The organism is Prosthecobacter debontii (genome assembly GCF_900167535.1).
Taxonomy (GTDB): domain Bacteria; phylum Verrucomicrobiota; class Verrucomicrobiia; order Verrucomicrobiales; family Verrucomicrobiaceae; genus Prosthecobacter; species Prosthecobacter debontii.
Genome location: NZ_FUYE01000025.1, coordinates 14474 through 32516 on the forward strand (window position 1 = coordinate 14474; position 18043 = coordinate 32516).

Consider the following 18043-nt stretch of genomic DNA (forward strand, 5'->3'; position numbering starts at 1 on the left):
AAGATCGCTATGCCGAACCAAGTCAGCCCCTTAATCCATTGACCAAAGAGAAAAATTTGGCGAATTCACCCTGAGATAGCCCCAGTCCTCAATGGAAGCCCACACCCGCCAGCAAATCATTGACCAACGGCTGCTTGAGGCCGGGTGGAAAGTCGGGGATCCATCCCAAGTGCGGGAAGAGTTTTTCATCTCGCCATTCAGAGAGAAGGCGGGGGATGGGGCTGCCCTGCAAGAGGCGCCGGGCGTCTATGGCGCGCGGCAGTTCAGCGATTATGTTTTGCTGGGTAAAAATGGGAAACCCATCGCCGTCATCGAGGCCAAATGCGCCAGCAAGGATGCAGCGCTCGGCAGAGAGCAGGCCAAACAATACTGCTACAACATCCAGGCTCAACAGGGAGGTGACCTTCCGTTTTGCTTTTATACCAATGGGCATGAGATTTTTTTCTGGAATCTGGACGTGGCTCCACCGGTTCAGGTTCATGGCTTCCCCACGCGGCAGGATCTGGAAAGACTGCTGCATCTCCGCACTCATAAGAAGCCTCTCACGCAGGAGTTCATCAATACCTCGATTGCTGGGCGGGACTACCAGTTGCAGGCCATCCGCGCCGTCATGGAGGGCATGGAGAGGAATCGCCGGGACTTCCTGCTGGTCATGGCCACAGGCACAGGCAAGACCCGCACCTGCATTGCCTTGATCGATGCCCTCATGCGGGCGGGATGGATTCAGCGCGTTCTGTTTCTCGTGGACCGCATCGCCCTGCGCGGTCAGGCGCTGGATGCCTTCAAAGAGCACATCCCAGATGAACCCCGCTGGCCAGAGCTGGGGGAGAAAACCATCACGGCGGATCGTCGCATCTACGTGGTCACCTATCCGACCATGCTCAATGTCGTTCGGGATGAGGAGCGGCCCCTTTCTCCTCACTTCTTTGATCTCATCGTCATCGATGAAAGCCATCGCTCGATCTACAACACCTATCGCGAAGTCCTCCATTACTTCAATGCCACCAAGCTGGGGCTGACGGCGACACCTCGCGATGTCATCGACAAGAACACCTTCGCCCTCTTCCATTGTGAGGATGGCCTGCCCAGCTTCGCCTTTTCCTATGACGAAGCCATCAATCACGTTCCTCCTTACCTCTGTGACTTCCGGGTTCTGAAGATCAAAACCAAGTTTCAGGATGAAGGCATCAGCAAGCGAACCATCAGCCTCGAAGATCAGAAGAAGCTGATCCTTGAGGGCAAGGATGTCGAGGACATCAACTTTGAAGGCAGCGACCTGGAAAAGACCGTCACCAACCACGCCACCAATGCCCTCATCGTGAAGGAATTCATGGAGGAGTCGATCAAGGACCCCAATGGCGTCCTGCCCGGCAAGACCATCTTTTTCTGCCTCTCCATCGCTCACGCCCGCCGCATCGAGAGCATCTTTGACCAGCTCTATCCCGAATATAAAGGCGACCTCGCTAAGGTCATGGTTTCTGAGGATCCGCGTGTCTATGGCAAAGGGGGCCTGCTCGATCAGTTCACCCGCAGCGACATGCCCCGCATCGCCATCAGCGTGGACATGCTGGATACCGGCATCGACGTGCGCGAGATTGTGAATCTCGTCTTTGCCAAGCCCGTCTTCAGCTACACCAAGTTCTGGCAGATGATTGGGCGCGGCACGCGTCTGCTGGAGTCCGCCAAGGTCAAGCCGTGGTGCCCGGAAAAGGACGTCTTCCAGATCATCGATTGCTGGGACAATTTCGATTACTTCAAGCTCACCCCCAAAGGCAAGGAGCCGAAAGCGCAGATTCCGCTGCCCGTTCGTTTAGTGGGTGTAAGGCTCGATAAAATCGAGGCAGCGCTCACGCTCGGCTTGGAGCAGGTGGCGGAGAAGGAAAGCGCCGCTCTCCGAGAGCAGATCGCTGCCCTGCCTGCCCAATCGGTGACCATCATGGAGGCACGGAAACTCCTGGCCAGGTGTCAGGTCGATGAATTTTGGGCACCTCTCACCTTTGAGGGCATCGCCTTCCTGCGTCATTCCATCCAGCCCCTCTTCCGTGTCGTGTCACAGACGGATTTCAAGGCCATGCGCTTTGAGAAAGACGTGCTTGAGGCCTCACTGGCGCATCTCCAGAATGACCCAGGCAAGTATGCCGTCCTGACCCAGAACCTCACTGCTCAGATCAGTGAACTGCCGCTTGCCGTGAACATCGTCGCACAAGAGGCGGGCCTCATCCAGAAGGCACAGACCCACCACTACTGGGCCACCATGACGGACCAGGCCTTTGACCACCTGGCGCAGCATCTGGCCCCGCTTATGCATTACCGGGATGCCCGCCCCCAGGGCAGTGGCACGGCCAGTTTTAACTTTGCCGATGTGCTGAAGTCCAAGGAGTTTGTCGAGTTCGGCCCCCAGCATGCTTCCCTCAGCATCACCCAGTATCGCGAGCTGGTGGAAAAGACCGTGAATGAGCTGACCGCCAGCCATCCCGTCCTGCAAAAGATCCGCGACGGCGGCACCCCCACCGAGGCGGAGGCGGAGCTTCTCGCCGCCCAGCTTCATGACGAGCACCCACACATCACCCTCCAGCTCCTGCGTCGGGTTTATCATCACCAGCGTGCGCCCTTCATCCGCTTCATTCGCCACATCTTGGGCATTGAGCTGCTGGAGAGTTTTCCAGATACCGTCTCCCGCTCCATCGACCAATTCATCGCCGAGCATCCCACGCTGACCGGCCACCAGCTCCAGTTCCTGCACCTGCTGCGGGATTTCATCATGGATCGAGGCAACATCGAAAAGCGCGACCTCATCCAGGCCCCCTTTACAGTCCTGCATCCCAGTGGCATCAGAGGCGTCTTTTCCCCCGCCCAGATCACCGAAATCCTTGCCCTGACCGAACGCCTCGTTGCCTAGTGAGTTGCCGGGTTCTACCATCAATAAGCGGTCGTTCCTCCACGTTATGATTTTACAGAACATTCATCTCACCCAATTCAGGTGTTTTCCCTCTCTGGACCTGGCGCTGAACGATCGCTTAAACGTCTTTATTGGCGGGAATGGCTCGGGCAAAAGCGCCCTGCTGGATGCCATTGCTCTCAGTTTAGCCCCCATCTTATCGCACCTTCCAGACCTCTCTGGTCCTGGGATCAAAAAAGCCTCGGACCTACGGCTGATTGGTGAAGACAGACAAGCTCCCTATTGCCAGATCAAAGCGACGGCGGCATTGAGAGATGGACGTGTGCAGATGTGTTGGGATCGATTGGCTAAGCGAGACAATGCCAAATCCACACGTGCAGCTCTGCCCAAGGATGCAGGGTCCCTTCGGCTCTTGCATGAATGGCTGGATGAGATCATCGACCAACATGCGAAGGTCGAGCCGTTTACTCTTCCTGTCTTCGCTCACTATGGCACGAACCGAGCCGTGGATGTGCCACACAACAAACCGAGCGCTAAACGGCGCAAGAGCTTTGCTCGATTGGACGCCTTGAGGGACGCCCTGAACCCTGACGCTGACTTCCGCCGGACCGTCGCCTGGTTTAAGACGCTCGAGGACCAGGAACTCCGCCAGAAGGACCCGAGCAGACCTTCTTTGTTAGAGCCGGTCCGCCGAGCCATTGAACGCATGCTTCCCGACATTCAGCATCCCCGGATGGATGAAGATGACACTCAGCGTTTTGTGGTTGATGGACACAACAGTGACGGCAAGCCGGTCAAGTTGTTTCTAGACCAGCTCTCAGATGGCTACCAGGTGATGTTGGGCGTGGTCATGGACTTCGCTCTGCGCCTCGTTTTAGCCAACCCTGTCACCGAAGCTCAGCCTGACCCTTTGGCTGCTGAAGCCATCATGATCGTGGATGAAGTGGATTTGCATCTGCATCCCGAATGGCAGCAGCGAGTGATCCCTGACCTCATGCGCACTTTCACTGGCACGCAGTTCATTTTCACCACCCATAGTCCCCAAGTGGTGAGCACAGTGAGAAAAAAATTTGTGCGCAAGCTTGCTGAATACAACATCCACGAGCTTCCCACAGAAACCATCGGCGCAGAAAGCAGCCGCGTGCTTGAAGATGCTTTTAATGTCCCCATTCGCCCTGAAAACCTAAAGGAGGTGAAGCTGTTGAATGACTACATTCACCTCGCTGAAACGCCGGATGCGGATCCACTGGAGATCGCGAAGCAACGCGCCGTGGTGCGGGATATTTTCAGCGATGACGAGCCTGCCATTGAACTCACCGATATGGCCCTGGAACAACGGCGGATTTTAGAGGAATTGAATTTACAGATGCCGGTTATCCCGGCTCCTGTGGATGATGAGGAAGATTTTAGTGATGAGGAAGAGAACTCCGAGGAAGAGCGATGAGACACCTAGCGCCCCATCCTGAGCCGGTCGAGCTGACCCATGCGAAACCCACCTTGTTATTAGACTGGAACCGACGGTCGAATAAAGTGCGCAAGGTGAGGCGTGCCATCAAAGACCACCTCTATCGCCATCAATACGGGCTCTGCGGTTATTGCGAGGGTTCATTGGGCGAGCTTGGCCGCCACACCGAACACGTGGAACCTAAAGCAGGCATCGGCGGAAACCCGGCACGCACCTTTGATTATTCCAATCTCATCGCCTCCTGCCAAGGCGATACGGATAAGCCAAAGCCGGCTCAGGATGCTTCCTGCGGTCATTACAAGGATCAGCAGATCCATGCCGACGGCGTTTACACACCGGCTGACTTTATTTCTCCCCGCGAGCCCGGCTGTGATCAGCAGTTTCGCTACTTGCTCGATGGACGTGTCGAGCCTACCGCCCTAGCTGGCACTGCGGATCACCGCCGGGCCGCTTACACGCTGCGGCTCACAGGTCTGGACTGCCTTCGCCTCCGCAATCGTCGGCGTCAGATCGCAGAAAGACACATTCGTCAGATTGACCGTTATAAAAATGATCCCGTGAGCCTTCAGAGGTTGATCAATCACTATTTAGGTCCACGCAAGGACAGCAATGGCACAGATGTTTTGCTCCCATTTCACACCACTCGCAGACAACGGTTTTTCCCTTAGCTGTTTGATGACTGCTCTGGATATCTCCCCCGCTCAGATCACCGAAATCCTTGCCCTGACCGAACGCCTCACCGCCTGACATGCTCCAGCTCAACGCTAAACTCAGATCCCTCATCGCCAAACTCTGGGACCGCTTCTGGTCCGGCGGTATTTCCAATCCCCTCTCCGCCATCGAGCAGATCACCTACCTGCTCTTCATGAAGCAGATCGATGAGCTGGATACCAAACGTGAGCAGGATGCCGAGTTCACCGGAGACACCTTCACCTCCCGCTTTGTCGGCGACTACTTCCTGCCCCATGACAAAGCGCGGGCCGCAGAACTCGCCAAGCCCAAACCTGGGGAAACCGCCGCCGAGAAAAAAGCCCGTGAGCAGGAGCTGAAACGCCTGGCCATTGATAAGTCCACCCTGCGCTGGAGCCACTTCAGGCAATTGCCTGCCGCTGAGATGCTGCCGCACGTGCAGCAGCGGGTCTTCCCCTTCATCAAGGACCTCGGAGACTCGGGTAACTTCACCCAGCACATGGCCAATGCCGTCTTCCTCATCCCCAGCGCCAATCTCCTGCAGGGTGCCGTGACCATTATTGAGGAGATCTTTGTCGAGATCGAGCGGGATGCCCGCGAGTCCGGCCACCTGCATCAGGACATTCAGGGAGATGTCTATGAGATGCTGCTCAATGAGATCAGCAGCGCGGGCAAAAACGGCCAGTTCCGCACCCCGCGTCACATCATCAAGCTCATCAGCGAGCTGGTGAAGCCTCAGCTCGGCCACCGCATCTGTGACCCCGCCTGCGGCACCGCCGGGTTCCTGCTGGATGCCTATCACTACATCGTCACCCAGCTCGCGCGCCAGAAGGCTAAGAAGGGCCAGACCTATCCACCGGATGAGGATGGCTTCATCCGCACCAGCCTCAGCGGCCTGCTCACGCCGAACAACAAGCATGTCCTAGAGCAGGGCCTGCATGGTTATGACTTTGACAGCACGATGGTGCGCCTCGCCCTCATGAACCTCATGATGCATGGCATTGACAATCCCCGCGTGGATTATCAGGACACACTCAGCAAGGGCTTCACGGAAGAGGGGGACTACGACATCGTCATGGCCAATCCGCCCTTCACCGGCAGCATTGATAAGGGCGATATCAATGAGAGCCTCAAGCTCAATACCACCAAGACGGAGCTGCTCTTCACCGAGCGTATCTTCACCCTGCTCAAGATGGGCGGCACCGCCGGCATCATCATCCCACAGGGCGTGCTCTTCGGGGCCAGCGGGGCCTTTGTCGAGGCACGCAAGAAGCTCGTGGAAGAAGCCGAGCTGAAGGCCGTCATCGCCCTGCCCAGCGGCGTCTTCAAGCCCTACGCCGGAGTCGCCACCGCCATCCTCGTCTTCACCCGCGGCGGCAAGACCCAGCACACCTGGTTTTACAACCTGGAAAACGACGGCCTCTCCCTGGATGACAAACGCCAACGCATCCAAGGTAGCGAGCTGCCCGAAGTCGTCGCCCTCTGGAATGCCCGCGACCCGAAAAAGGAAATGGGCGACCGCAAGGCCAAGCACTTCTTCGTGCCCGTGCAGGAGATCCGCGAGAAAAACTACGACCTCTCCTTCAACCGCTACCACGAAGCCGAGCACGATGAGACCGAGTATGAGGAACCCCAGGTCATCCTCGCCAAGCTGAAAGACCTGGAAGACAAGATCCAGAAAGGCATCGCTGAACTGGAGGGGATTTTAGGATGATTGACACGCAAACGGTGCATTTTGAATGGCAAGAACTCAGAATGGACGACTTGTTCAATATAGTGCGGGGTGGGTCTCCTCGCCCCATTGACAAGTTTTTAACTGATGATCCTGAAGGACTAAATTGGATCCTAATTAGTGATGCCCAAGACGGATCGAAATTTATCACTTCTACAAAAAAGCGAATTCGCCGTGAGGGAATCAAAAAGACCCGAATGGTTCACGCTGGAACATTTTTGCTAACGAATTCGATGAGTTTTGGACGGCCATATGTCCTCCAAATTTCAGGCTGTATCCATGATGGATGGCTCGCTCTGACACCAAAATCTGACCAATTATCCACGAACTTCTTCTACCACTTACTAAGCTCTCCGCTTGTGTATGGCGAGCTCTCCAGCAAAGCTGTTGGGGCAGTTGTCAAAAATCTCAATATAGCAGCGGTTAGCAAACTTGTCGTTAGGGTCCCGCCCCTCGACGAGCAAAAACGAATCGCGGCAGTGTTGGACAAGGCGGAGGCGCTGCGCCGCCAGCGTCAGGAATCCCTCGACCTCACCGAGAAGCTGCTCCAATCCGTGTTTCTGGAGATGTTTGGCGATCCAGTAACGAATCCGAAGGGATGGAATACGGTCGAACTATCTAAGCTTGGAACGCTCGACAGAGGCGTTTCCAAGCATCGCCCACGAAACGCCCCAGAACTTTTAGGTGGAAAATATCCACTCATTCAGACGGGTGATGTGTCTAATGCAGGTCTTTACATCACTGATTACAAGCAAACTTATTCAGATGTTGGTTATAAACAGAGTAAGATGTGGCCCAAGGGAACTCTCTGCATCACTATTGCTGCTAACATTGCTCAAACGGGGATTCTACAGTTTGATGCCTGCTTTCCGGATAGCGTGGTAGGATTTAAACCGCATCGTGGAGTATCTAACAGCATCTATGTCCATTTTTTGTTTGGTTTTTTACAAGCGATACTGGAAAAAAACGCCCCTCAAGCCGCCCAGAAAAACATTAATTTGGCCATTTTGAGATCACTTCGGATTCCTTTGCCTCCGATTGATATCCAAGATCGATTTGAGAAATTGGTCAGCGATACTATGGTTGTTTTACATGACCAGAAAAAGGCTCTTAAGATATCGGGCGAATTTTTTAATTCCCTCCAACAACGAGCCTTCCGAGGTGAGTTGGACCTGAGCCGCCTTGTTCTTGATGCGGAGGCAACCGAGCCAGAACCTAAGCCTGATGAGATTCCAGTCCCAGAGCAGCCGCCCAAGGCTCTTGGAAGGGCCACGGGAAGCGCAAGTTTTAAAGTCCGTTCCAGACGCTTCATTCCCACGAAATCGGAGGAGGCAAGACTCAAGGTTCTGGATGCCCAGCTCGAGCGCGGAGAGCCGATTGATTGGTCCCCCGATTATTTCCGCTTCCGGCTCCTGGGACGGCAGGCGGAGCCCTTCAGAGCAGGGGATATCTTACAACAGGCGGCCACCGTCTTTAACGAAGAGACCCTGCCAAAACGAGATGAGCTGGTGAAGCAGATGCTGGGAATGATGGAAGGTGTCGGCGAGGTGATGCTCTCGGGGGCACTCCTGAAGCAACGATTCGACACGGAGCGGCATGAAATCCGCCTGGAACTGCTGCCATGAAGCTGCTGCATCTCCATCTCCACGACCGTTATCGCAGCCTACCTGCGGGCTTCCGGGTGGAGTTCCTTCAGGAAGCGGAGAAGCCGCGCTGCTTTGAGTTTGCCCCCTTCTGCCTGGCGGGGCTCAATGGCAGCGGTAAATCCAATCTGCTGGAGGCCCTGGCCGCCATCTTTTACCACATCGAGGTCATGCACTTGACCTTTCGGCCCGATAACTTTACGGCGGAGGAGAATCCAGATGGCTTTGATTCTAGAAAAGGAGAGCCGGATGCGTATGAGCTGGAATACTATTGCCAGGATGATAACCTTCGGAATACCTGGGATAACTTCCGTTGGGATGATACCTCCTGGGATGAGCAGCCTGTAGTCCATATCCGCCTAACAAAAAAGGTAGGAACGGCTCCGGTGATGCAGTGGCTGAATCGGCATGAATTTGATGCGGAAAACAAGCCTCTGGAACTGACCTCCCTAGAGGCGAAACGGTATCTTCCACGTTACATCCTGGGCTATTCATCCGGGCATAATGAGGTGCTGAGCCTGCCTTTCCGTAAGATGCGCTGCATCCACTTTGACGAGTATCGTCATTATCTGCGGAAGTCTCTGCCCTATTCAAAGCCAGAGGGGCGGATGCTCTTCATGGATGAGAGCTACAGTCAGGTGATCCTGCTGTGTCATTTCTTGTTCCCTTCTTCGGCGGTGCAGCAAGTGTTTTTGAAGAAAGTAGGACTGGTGGGCATCCGGCGTTTTCGTTTTGTCATCCGGCGGGCCGAAAAGGTGAAGAGTGAGGCTGGCGAGATCGAGCTGACCTCGCGCCTGAGCGGCAAGCAAGATGCGGAGGGAAAGCTCCAGGCGCGTCTTTTGGACAAGCTCATCCAATGCGCCACCTGCCATTATGAGGACTACCGCTATGAGGCGGATGAGGACGCCTACGACCTGTATCTGGACTATCTCATGGATGAAGCGGGGGAAATGCGAAAAGCCTTTCGCTATCACTTTGGCGAGGGGGCTGAAAATGCCTCTGAGGAACTGGTGATGGCCAAGTCGGCGCTGAACCTCTTTGAGGCCCTGCATGTGCTGTTGACCCTGAATGGCTACCAGACCAGCGACGAGGTGAAAAAGGATCTTTATGAGTCCCACAGCCTTTATTCTGCCGAGACCCTGCCGACGCCTGCCTCTCATGATCGCATCTTCCGCATCAAGGACTTTGAACTCGTGAAGAAAGGGGTGAATGGCCAGCTTTACGGGAAGGCCTTATCGGATGGTGAACATCAACTGCTGCACACATCGGCCTCTGCCTGCTCTTCCGCCATGAACCCGCTCTATTCCTCCTGGATGAGCCGGAAACGCATCTGAACCCCGACTGGCGCGCCTCCTACATCTCCACCCTGCGCGCTGCCCTGGAGGCTGGCGACGCGCCGCGCACCATGCGGGAGGTCCTGCTGACTTCCCACTCCCCATTTGTGGTCTCCGACTGCCCGAAGGAAAACGTCCTTGTCTTTGAAAAGAACGAGGCAGGCCTGGTGCAGTGGCACAATCCGGATTTCCAAACCTTTGGAGCCTCGGCCACCTTGATCACGCACGAAATCTTTGGTCGCCGTGAAACGATAGGTGACTACGCCAATGAGGAGCTTAAAAAGATCGAGGCCAAGCTGGAGGCGCCTGGGCAAGATGCACGTAGCCTCGCTCGTGAGCTGGACCGCACCCTGGGGGATTCGATTGAAAAGACTTTGGCCATCACCCGCATCCTGAAAAACTCTTCAAAACCTTAAAGTCAAAGTATGTTATTCCGATATGCTTATGTCCCGCATGCCTTGGAGAAGTTGCATGCGTGGATGGCGCATTTGGTGACGAAGGTATGGTGCCGGAACGGAGGCGCTTATTCCGTGACGCTCCTGTGCCAGGAGCTCCAAGACATCGCCGCAGAGATCGACGCCATCGAGACCGATGAACCTTCAATCTTTGATGATATCCGCGATCTGGACGTCCTGATCCAAGCTTTGGCTCAAACCAAGCGGGGTGAATTGGTGACCATGTTCACGCATTCGACCGCGGTGGATGATTTATGCCATGGTAGCGCAGCCCATCACCCTTACGCTTATTCGGATCTGCAAGCGTGGGATGCCAAGATCGCTCCCCAGTTAAAAGCGTTCTTTGATGATTTGTTCTCCCAACACATCAAGTCGGGGCCCATCAAACGAAGGCTGGGAGATCTGAAGCATCATGTGGATGCCTTTTGCAAAATCAATCGTGAAGGCATCTGCCCGTTTTGCGGCCTGGAGGAAACAAGAGACGAGCATTACACCACCCGTGATCCTTATGATCACTACCTGCCTCGGCACAAATATCCGTTCAATGCCGTCAATTTCAGAAACCTTTCTCCGATGTGTCACACGTGCAATTCAAGCTATAAGACCGTCAAAGACCCGATCAGCCGCCGCCCAGGAACTCGGCAGAAAGCTTTTGCCCCCTTTGAGGACACGGTGACCTTCCCGGAGATGCAGGTCCAGTTTGACGCTGGCAAGATTCAAGCCTTGGCACCCCCAGACATCACTTTCCAAATCAGCTCGGCCACCCATCCCGAAGAATTTGATACTTGGCAATGGTTGTTTGGCATTCAAGAGCGTTACAAAGCCAAACTCTGTAAGAAGCGAGGTGCCCACACCTGGCTCAATACGATCCTGAAGGACAGCGCCAACTATGGGCGGACTCCCACCGAATTGCTTGAAGACATCCGCGCTAACACGGCTGCAGATCCCTTTCTCGACGACGGCTTTTTGAAGCTTGCGACGCTTGACGCCTGTAAGGCTGAGGGACTGCTGTAAGCCTGACCGTTTAGGGTCGATTCCCGTTCACCTTTGATCTCATCCAGCATGTCTGATAAGCCCTCTCTACGAAAGAAAGCGCCTGCCCCCATCCCCGAAACGCTGGCAGCTCTGTATCGAGCTCAATCGAGAGACGCTGACTCAAGGTCATTGATTTTGTAGGGGTCTGCCAACTCACTTGTTTAAAGTTTAAATTAAGAGTCCTATCCTTAACCCATGTCCCTCTGGCTCATTCGCGCAGGCGCGCACGGCGAATTCGAATTGACGTTTCTCGAAGAGAACCGGGTCTATGTGACTTGGCTCAATCTTGCCCACGATCTCCACAAGTTGGAGAACAAGGATGCTTTGATCAGCATCCTGGAAACCCTTGATCCAAGCGGGAAGCCAAAGAAGTGGCTGAACCATGCCTCTCAGATCTGGCCCTTTGCTCACACTATGCAGAAGGGCGATTGGGTGGTGCTGCCGCTCAAGACACAGCAGAGCATCTACATCGGCGAGATCACCAGCGACTACCACTTTGAGCCCGAGGGACCAAATCCCTTTTACCACTGGCGCAGCGTGAAGTGGATCGGCGAGGCGATCCCCCGCCAACGTTTCGGCCAGGACCTGCTACACTCCTTTGGAGCCTTCCTCACCATCTGCCGCATCCAGCGCAACAACGCCGAGGCCCGCATTCAAGCCATGAAGGCCAGCGGTTGGGGCGATGATCCCGGCAAGAAGGGACTGCTGATCAAAGCCAAGACCGAGTCCGCTGAAATCGACGATGAGGAACTGGCCGATGATCTGGTCGATCTGGAGCAGCAGGGCCTCGACCGGATCGCCACCATGATTCAAGCCAAGTTTGCCGGACACGGATTCACGCGTCTCGTGGAAAGCATCCTCAAGGCCCAAGGTTACACCACCTATCTCAGCCCCGAAGGTGCGGATGGTGGGGCGGACATTCTAGCTGGAATGGGAGCCCTGGGTTTCGGCAGCCCGCAGCTCTGTGTGGAAGTGAAGTCCGAGCTCAAGCCCATCGACCGCGAGACCGTGGACAAACTGCTGGGAGCGATGAGCAAGTTTAACGCTGCGCAGGGCCTCTTTGTCTCCTGGGGCGGCTTTAAAACCAATGTGCAGAAGGAGCTGGCGCAGAGCTTTTTCAAAGTCCGTCTCTGGACCCAAAAGGATCTGCTCGACGCCCTCTTTGCCCACTACGATCAGCTCGATGCCGACATCCGGGCTGAACTGCCTCTGACGCGCATCTGGACGGTGGCGGTGCCAGAGGAATGAGGCTGGGCGGGTTGTTGGTCATTGGTTGTTGGTTGTTGGTTCTTGGTTGTTGGTTGTTGGTTGTTGGTTCTTGGTTCTTGGTCATTGGTCATTGGTCATTGGTCATTGGTCATTCGTTCCCGCATGCGGGATCATTGGTCGTTGGTCATTGGTCGATCCATGACGTTGAACATCCTGCTGCATGGACGAAACCCCGTTGGGGTTGTCATTCGACGGGCTGCCCGTTTATCAAAGCCCCAAGGTTATTGACCAAACTCATGAGGGCCTGGGAGAGATATTCAGGATTCACAGAAGCGGTCAAAACCCATCCTGAATTCTGGGGTGAATCCCGTAAACGCATTCAATGCTGATTCTTTGCTCTCCCATCAATGCCAACGGCATTGCGTCTCTGAGCCCAGGGTTCCCCGAACCCTGGGAGGCAGGCCCAAACGATCACCCTGCGCGAGGCAACCCCAACGGGGTTACGTCCGTCGTCGAGGTCTCGCGTGAATGTCATGTCCGTTTGGGACCCCCCGATCCATGACGTTGAACATCCTGCATGGACGAAACCCCGTTGGGGTTTGCCGACATGCGGCGGTAGATGACATGCGCCTACCCAGGGTTGTGCCAACCCTGGGCTCAAGGCAGCAACCCCTTTGGGGTTGTCATGGGTCGTTGGTCATTGGTCATGGGGCATTCGTTCCCGCATGCGGGATCACCGACCCATGACCCCATGACCCCTTGACCCCGACCTACCACCTCAACACCGAGCTGGCCCAGGTGAAGCCGCCGCCGAAGGCGACGAGGAGGACGATGTCGCCTTTCTTGATCTTGCCCTGACGATGGGCTTCATCCAGGCCCCCGGGGAAAAAGGGGCTCAGCGGCGCTGACGGTTGCGCAGCGGAATGAGAACGGCATTGCCCAAGAAGATGAACATGGATAGGCCGAGCCCGACGGAGGAGATGAGGATGAAGGCGGGCTGCCAGGGAACGGCGGTGACCCATTTGCGTTCGTTGTTGCGGACTTCCTTGCGAGTGCCGACCCACCAGAAGGCGTCGCCAGCTTGGCTGCCTGCAGGCAGCTGGAGCGGGAAGAGGAAGAGGTCATTGCGGGCCAAGTAGCGCCCCTGCTGATAGAGAGTCGCGGGGTCTGCTTTGTTAGGCACGATGCGGTAGTGATCCCACAACCGCCCGGTGAGAAAACAGTGGCAAACGGTCGGCCAGATGAAAAGCCCAATGAGGATGATGAGCTTAATCCAGCGCAGGGGTTTAGGCAGGAGAATGTCAGGCCCGATCCAAGCGGGCAGCAGTTCCCAGAAGGTGGTGGCATCCTGGCTGTAACGGTGGTAGAGATGCATGAGACCATGCAGGGCCGCCATGGCGAAGGTAAAAAAGGTCAGGGTGAGGACGATGGCTTCCACTCCGGTAAGCTCTCCCAAAATGGGGAGAACGACGTTATCGAAAAACAACTGGCCTTTCACCACGGTGGTTTCCCACACGAAACAGGTGAGGCTGACAAACCAGATCAAGATCCCAAGGGTGAAGCGGGTCACTCGGGCTTCTTGCGCAGGATCTGGGGAAGGGGTGGCGTCGGGGGGCATGGTGGGATCGGAGTGCGGGGCGGCAGGAAGTTCAGATGTCATGGCGAGAAGGGGCAGGGAGGTGGGCAATCAAAAAGGGCTGCTTATTGGAAGATGGGCGGGGTGCTCGGCACGCGCGGCGTTTGGGATGATAAGAATCGAGAATCGGGGGGGACGGGGGCTGATGCTGCCTAACTGGAGGTGTGTCTCCGCAGGATCAGGGACGCTGATGGCAGCCGGCACCTGGGTTCATGGGGATCCAGACGAACGTGCCCTGATGTGGGCGGTGGCTTGGAAGAGGGCTTCAAGGGTGATCTCTTTTTCCCCCGTGGCGAGGCGACCGATCTGAATGTCTGGATTTTCAATGATCAAGGAAAGGCCTTGAGTGAGGGGCTTTTCTTTGAGGGCCTCTGCGATTTGCTCCTTCACCCGTGCGAGTTCCTGGCGGGTATCGTAGGTGGAGTTGTCTCGCAGGGCTTGGGCGATGGACTCTTGAAACAGGATGCCTGCTGCGGTCCATAATTCATGATCCAGAGCCTGGGTGTAGTGCAGATCTTGAATGTGCAAGACGCCGTCTTGAATGACGGGGGTGCCGGTCAGGTAAACAAAGCCGCGCGTGTCGAACCAGCGGCTCGGCAGATCGGCCTCAATCTCGATGCCCAGCACCAGATGCTGGCCCGAGGGATAAACCTCGAATCCTTTTAGGGTGATTTGGGCTTCTTGTTGGCCTTGGCCTACCTTGACGCTTTGGTGAAACGAATGATTTGTCAGTTGCGCATTCAAGGCCTGCTGAAGCGTGGCGTAGGGAACATGGATCGGGATCTTGATGTCCAGTTGGTTAGGCGCAGCGGAGATCGGGGAGAGGTTAGGCAGAGGCAGCGCTTGCTCTGGCAGAGGCTGGGTGCCGACTTCCACCTGGGCGATCACGGCCACCGAGACGGAGAGCGCGTCTGAAGTGAATGTCACCCCGGAAAACTCCACCCCTTGCGGGAGCACATTGACGAAGGCCGACCCGACCGTGGGCAGATCCACCGGGTAGCTTTTCTGGACATAGGCCTCCGCCACTTTTGAGCGCACATCTTGCTGATTGATGAGCGCAGTGACCTTGGCTGAAACATCCTGCATGGCCTTGTCCAAGGGGTCTTCAATGTGCTTTTTGATGTTGATCCAAATGCCACCGACGATTTCGACTTTGGGATCGTGAATCCATTGGTAACTCACACTCACGCGAGAGTTAAGCTTCCAGTCAGGCTGGAGTTGAGGTTCCACATCCAAGTGGGCCAGCAGCTCGCCACGGAAAGATTTACGATCCAGGCTGAGCAACCTGGCCCCATCGCCTCTCAGCCCCCCATGACCGGAAAAGGAAATGGGGACGGAGAAACGGGCGGTATGATCATTGAGGCGCGTGAGCGTGGGCACACCACGGCGCACCTGATAATCGTACTTGGTCCCGACGGTGATGGTGGGGCCAAAGGGTGGGATGCGGACTCGGCCTGCATCTGGCCCATGGCCGCCGCCCGAAAACTGGGCAGGCACCTTCTCGTGGATCATTTGCGTGATTTCAGAAAAGGGAATTCGTGCCGAGACGGCCACCCGGGAAGGCGTGGTCGGGAAGGCGCTCGGGGAGGATTCGTGGGGGGGCTTTTGGGTAAGCGCGCCCTTGGCATGCCGATAGTGGCTGAAGGCATAGGTGCCGACGGTCAGTGACGCGAGAACCAACAGCGTGGTGAGGAGGACGAGAGGTTTGAGAGGTGACATAGGAGCGTGGAGCAAAAAAGCTCGCTGTGTGAGACGCACCTCTCAAAAATTCATTCAAACAAGAAACTATTTATTTTTAAGAAAAATGTTTCCTTAATTCGCAATGACGTCACCTCATTGTCTTCCATTCGGATGTCGAGCGCCTTTTGGTGGTCTGGTTGTGAGTTTCTGAAAGAATTGAAGGCGCTTCTCTCGCCGTGCGACCCGGCGCCTAACGTCATGTTTCGACTCGCCATCGAAGAAATGGAGGCCTGGTATTTGGGCGATCAAGTGGCCTTGCTGGAAGCTTACCCACGAGCAAAACGAGAGGTTTTGGATCGTTATGTCCAGGACAGTGTCTGTCACACATGGGAAGTGCTCGCCGATGCGATCGATCCAGGTGGAATCGCGGCCATCAAAAAAGTCGGCTGGCCCCTTCCTGGGCAGGTGAAAAGTGAGTGGGCCCATAAAATCGGTCCCCTCTTAAATCTAGAGCGAAATCGGTCGCCCAGCTTTGCCAAATTACGGGATGGAATCAGGCGTCTCGTTTCTTGAAATCACATCGGCTCCCTGACAGCGTTCGGAGCCCGGCCTTCAGGCGGAAGTGTGAGAGTACCTCGCAAGGTCCAAGAGTCCGGCTGAAGCCGGGGCTCCGAGCGGGGAAAGACAGGCTCCGCGCGAGGGGATGGGTGGATAGATAGAGGGATGACGCAGGCGGTGGCCCTCAAGTGGTCCGCACACTCCGTGTGCGGGATACCGCGCGGAAGTCCGAGTGAGGTGCCCTTCATCTCCAGCCCGGCTCAGCCTGACCTGACCTGACCTGACCTAACACGAGATGATGCCGAGCCATCCCAGCCCATGACCTTGTTGGTGCGTTTGCCAGGTTGGGAGAGGAGAGATCAGGAGCCTGGGCTTGGCCTGCCGAGCTGGGCTTTTCGCACACGGAGTGTGCGAGCCACTTCAAGCCACTGCCAAACCGCTTGCTCATCCTACCCTCCATTCATCCATTCATTCAACGATCCATGTCCGCGTTCGGAGCCCCGCCTTCAGGCGGCAGGGATCGCACCTTGCTTGGTCCAAGAGTCCGGCTGAAGGAGGTGATGCCCCCATGAACTTGACCGAGACGAGACCGCAGGGCTCTCACATTCGCAGCCTGAAAGGTCGCCGGATTCAGCCCAGGCCGCGCGGCCTGGGTGGTCACCCAACGAGGTCGTTGCTGCCAAGGATGCGCTCTGAAGGAGCGCGGGAACGCGGGGCAGGCGATTGATCATCCGCATCACCCCTCCGTTTTGCAGCCTGGCGATGCAGGGTTTTCCGGGCGACTTCATCTTCACCGCCACACACCTCTCCCGCGACCCTTCAGGCCGCGCCGCGACACTGGCCACAGGGCTTGTTCATACTTCACCCAGGGCTGGCTGCGCGGCGCCCTGGGCTGAATCCCGCGACCCTTTGGGCCGCAAGGCAGGGTGAAATCGACCTCTCTTGAGGTCTCTGAGGCAGGATGACCTCAACGTCTCTTTTGGGGACCGCAAGGCCGTATGAAATCTGCATCCCTTAAGGCCAAGGGGCTGAGTTGCAAGCAAGGTCTTGTTAGGCCGTGAGGGAGGGTGAAATGAAGAGCGTGTTGAACAACCATCATGCAGCCCATCCAAGAAGGGGCGGACACAGCACGAGAGGAGAGGGGCGCGGACACTTTGTCCGCCGTCTTCCAAGGGCGGTGAAGCTGAGAAGAAAAGGGCGGGGGAGGATGGGCCACGCTCCTCTCCCTGCCTCTCTGGCTCGCGACAAAAGCATGGAAGGGGCTCGACGTTTCACGGGGTCGATCTTTCCCCAACAGGGCCGCTTGACCGAGGCTACGCGCACACGTTGACGACGGATTCTATCCATGACGTTGAACATCCTGCATGGACGAAACCCCGTTGGGGTTTGTCGGCATGCGGCGGTAGGTGACATGAGCCTACCCAGGGTTGTGCCAACCCTGGGCTCAAGGCCGCAACCCCCTTGGGGTTGTCATGGGTCATTGGTCGTTGGTCATGGGTCATTCGTTCCCGCATGCGGGATCATTGGTCGTTGCTCATTGGTCGATCCATGACGTTGAACATCCTGCGGCATGGCCGCAACCCGTTGGGGTTGTCATTCGACGGGCTGCCCATTTATCAAAGCCCCAAGGTTATTGACCAAACTCATGAGGGCCTGGGAGAGATATTCAGGATTCACAGAAGCGGTCAAAACCCATCCTGAATTCTG

12 protein-coding genes and 2 pseudogenes are annotated in these 18043 nt (G+C 56.1%); 11 read left to right on the plus strand and 3 right to left on the minus strand.

The features are described 5' to 3' along the window. Nucleotides 1-91 precede the first annotated feature (91 nt). From B5D61_RS23810 to B5D61_RS23845, 10 genes and pseudogenes are all read left to right on the plus strand, one after another. Nucleotides 92-2899 carry a type I restriction endonuclease subunit R gene (locus tag B5D61_RS23810; protein ID WP_078815933.1) on the plus strand — a complete coding sequence of 936 codons (2808 nt, stop codon included), beginning with the start codon at nt 92-94 and terminating at the stop codon, nt 2897-2899. Nucleotides 2900-2945: 46 nt separating this feature from the next. Next, nucleotides 2946-4343: an AAA family ATPase gene (locus tag B5D61_RS23815; RefSeq protein WP_078815934.1), complete on the plus strand. Its 1398-nt coding sequence runs from the start codon at nt 2946-2948 to the stop codon at nt 4341-4343. Next, on the plus strand, nt 4340-5032 hold the full coding sequence (locus tag B5D61_RS23820) for a retron system putative HNH endonuclease (RefSeq protein ID WP_078815935.1): 693 nt from the start codon (nt 4340-4342) through the stop codon (nt 5030-5032). Before B5D61_RS23815 ends, B5D61_RS23820 begins: the two co-directional genes overlap by 4 nt. A gap of 80 nt (nt 5033-5112) precedes the next feature. Further along, nucleotides 5113-6768: a class I SAM-dependent DNA methyltransferase gene (locus B5D61_RS23825; RefSeq protein WP_078815936.1), complete on the plus strand. Its 1656-nt coding sequence runs from the start codon at nt 5113-5115 to the stop codon at nt 6766-6768. Further along, nucleotides 6765-8411 carry a restriction endonuclease subunit S gene (locus B5D61_RS23830; protein ID WP_078815937.1) on the plus strand — a complete coding sequence of 549 codons (1647 nt, stop codon included), beginning with the start codon at nt 6765-6767 and terminating at the stop codon, nt 8409-8411. The genes B5D61_RS23825 and B5D61_RS23830 overlap by 4 nt, the downstream gene beginning before the upstream one ends. Continuing rightward, a complete protein-coding gene (locus B5D61_RS23835; protein ID WP_217699058.1) occupies nt 8408-9763 on the plus strand; it encodes a restriction system-associated AAA family ATPase in 1356 nt (451 codons plus the stop codon). Before B5D61_RS23830 ends, B5D61_RS23835 begins: the two co-directional genes overlap by 4 nt. Beyond that, nucleotides 9739-9819: pseudogene (locus B5D61_RS27130) on the plus strand (hypothetical protein); the annotation flags it as partial. The gene B5D61_RS23835 and the pseudogene B5D61_RS27130, both read left to right, overlap by 25 nt. Before the next feature lie 51 nt (nt 9820-9870). Further along, entirely contained in the window at nt 9871-10179 is a 309-nt protein-coding gene (locus B5D61_RS26880) for a hypothetical protein (RefSeq protein WP_245846594.1), read from the plus strand. A 9-nt stretch (nt 10180-10188) separates the two neighbouring features. Then, nucleotides 10189-11232, plus strand: coding sequence for a hypothetical protein (locus B5D61_RS23840; protein ID WP_078815938.1), 1044 nt, complete (start codon nt 10189-10191; stop codon nt 11230-11232). A 216-nt stretch (nt 11233-11448) separates the two neighbouring features. Further along, nucleotides 11449-12501 carry a restriction endonuclease gene (locus tag B5D61_RS23845; RefSeq protein ID WP_078815939.1) on the plus strand — a complete coding sequence of 351 codons (1053 nt, stop codon included), beginning with the start codon at nt 11449-11451 and terminating at the stop codon, nt 12499-12501. A gap of 731 nt (nt 12502-13232) precedes the next feature. Here B5D61_RS23845 and B5D61_RS27140 read toward each other — a convergent pair. The 3 genes and pseudogenes from B5D61_RS27140 to B5D61_RS23855 form a co-directional block, all read right to left on the minus strand. Continuing rightward, nucleotides 13233-13337, minus strand: a pseudogene (locus B5D61_RS27140) (3-oxoacyl-[acyl-carrier-protein] synthase III C-terminal domain-containing protein); the annotation flags it as partial. A gap of 20 nt (nt 13338-13357) precedes the next feature. After that, the gene (locus tag B5D61_RS26890) at nt 13358-14122 is read right to left on the minus strand and encodes a hypothetical protein (RefSeq protein ID WP_245846595.1); all 765 of its coding nucleotides are present in this window, start codon (nt 14120-14122) and stop codon (nt 13358-13360) included. 186 nt (nt 14123-14308) lie between these two features. Continuing rightward, nucleotides 14309-15817 carry a DUF4403 family protein gene (locus tag B5D61_RS23855; RefSeq protein ID WP_078815941.1) on the minus strand — a complete coding sequence of 503 codons (1509 nt, stop codon included), beginning with the start codon at nt 15815-15817 and terminating at the stop codon, nt 14309-14311. Nucleotides 15818-15823: 6 nt separating this feature from the next. On the opposite strand from B5D61_RS23855, the gene B5D61_RS23860 reads away from it, so the two are divergent. Continuing rightward, nucleotides 15824-16351: a hypothetical protein gene (locus B5D61_RS23860; RefSeq protein ID WP_176159640.1), complete on the plus strand. Its 528-nt coding sequence runs from the start codon at nt 15824-15826 to the stop codon at nt 16349-16351. Nucleotides 16352-18043 lie beyond the last annotated feature (1692 nt).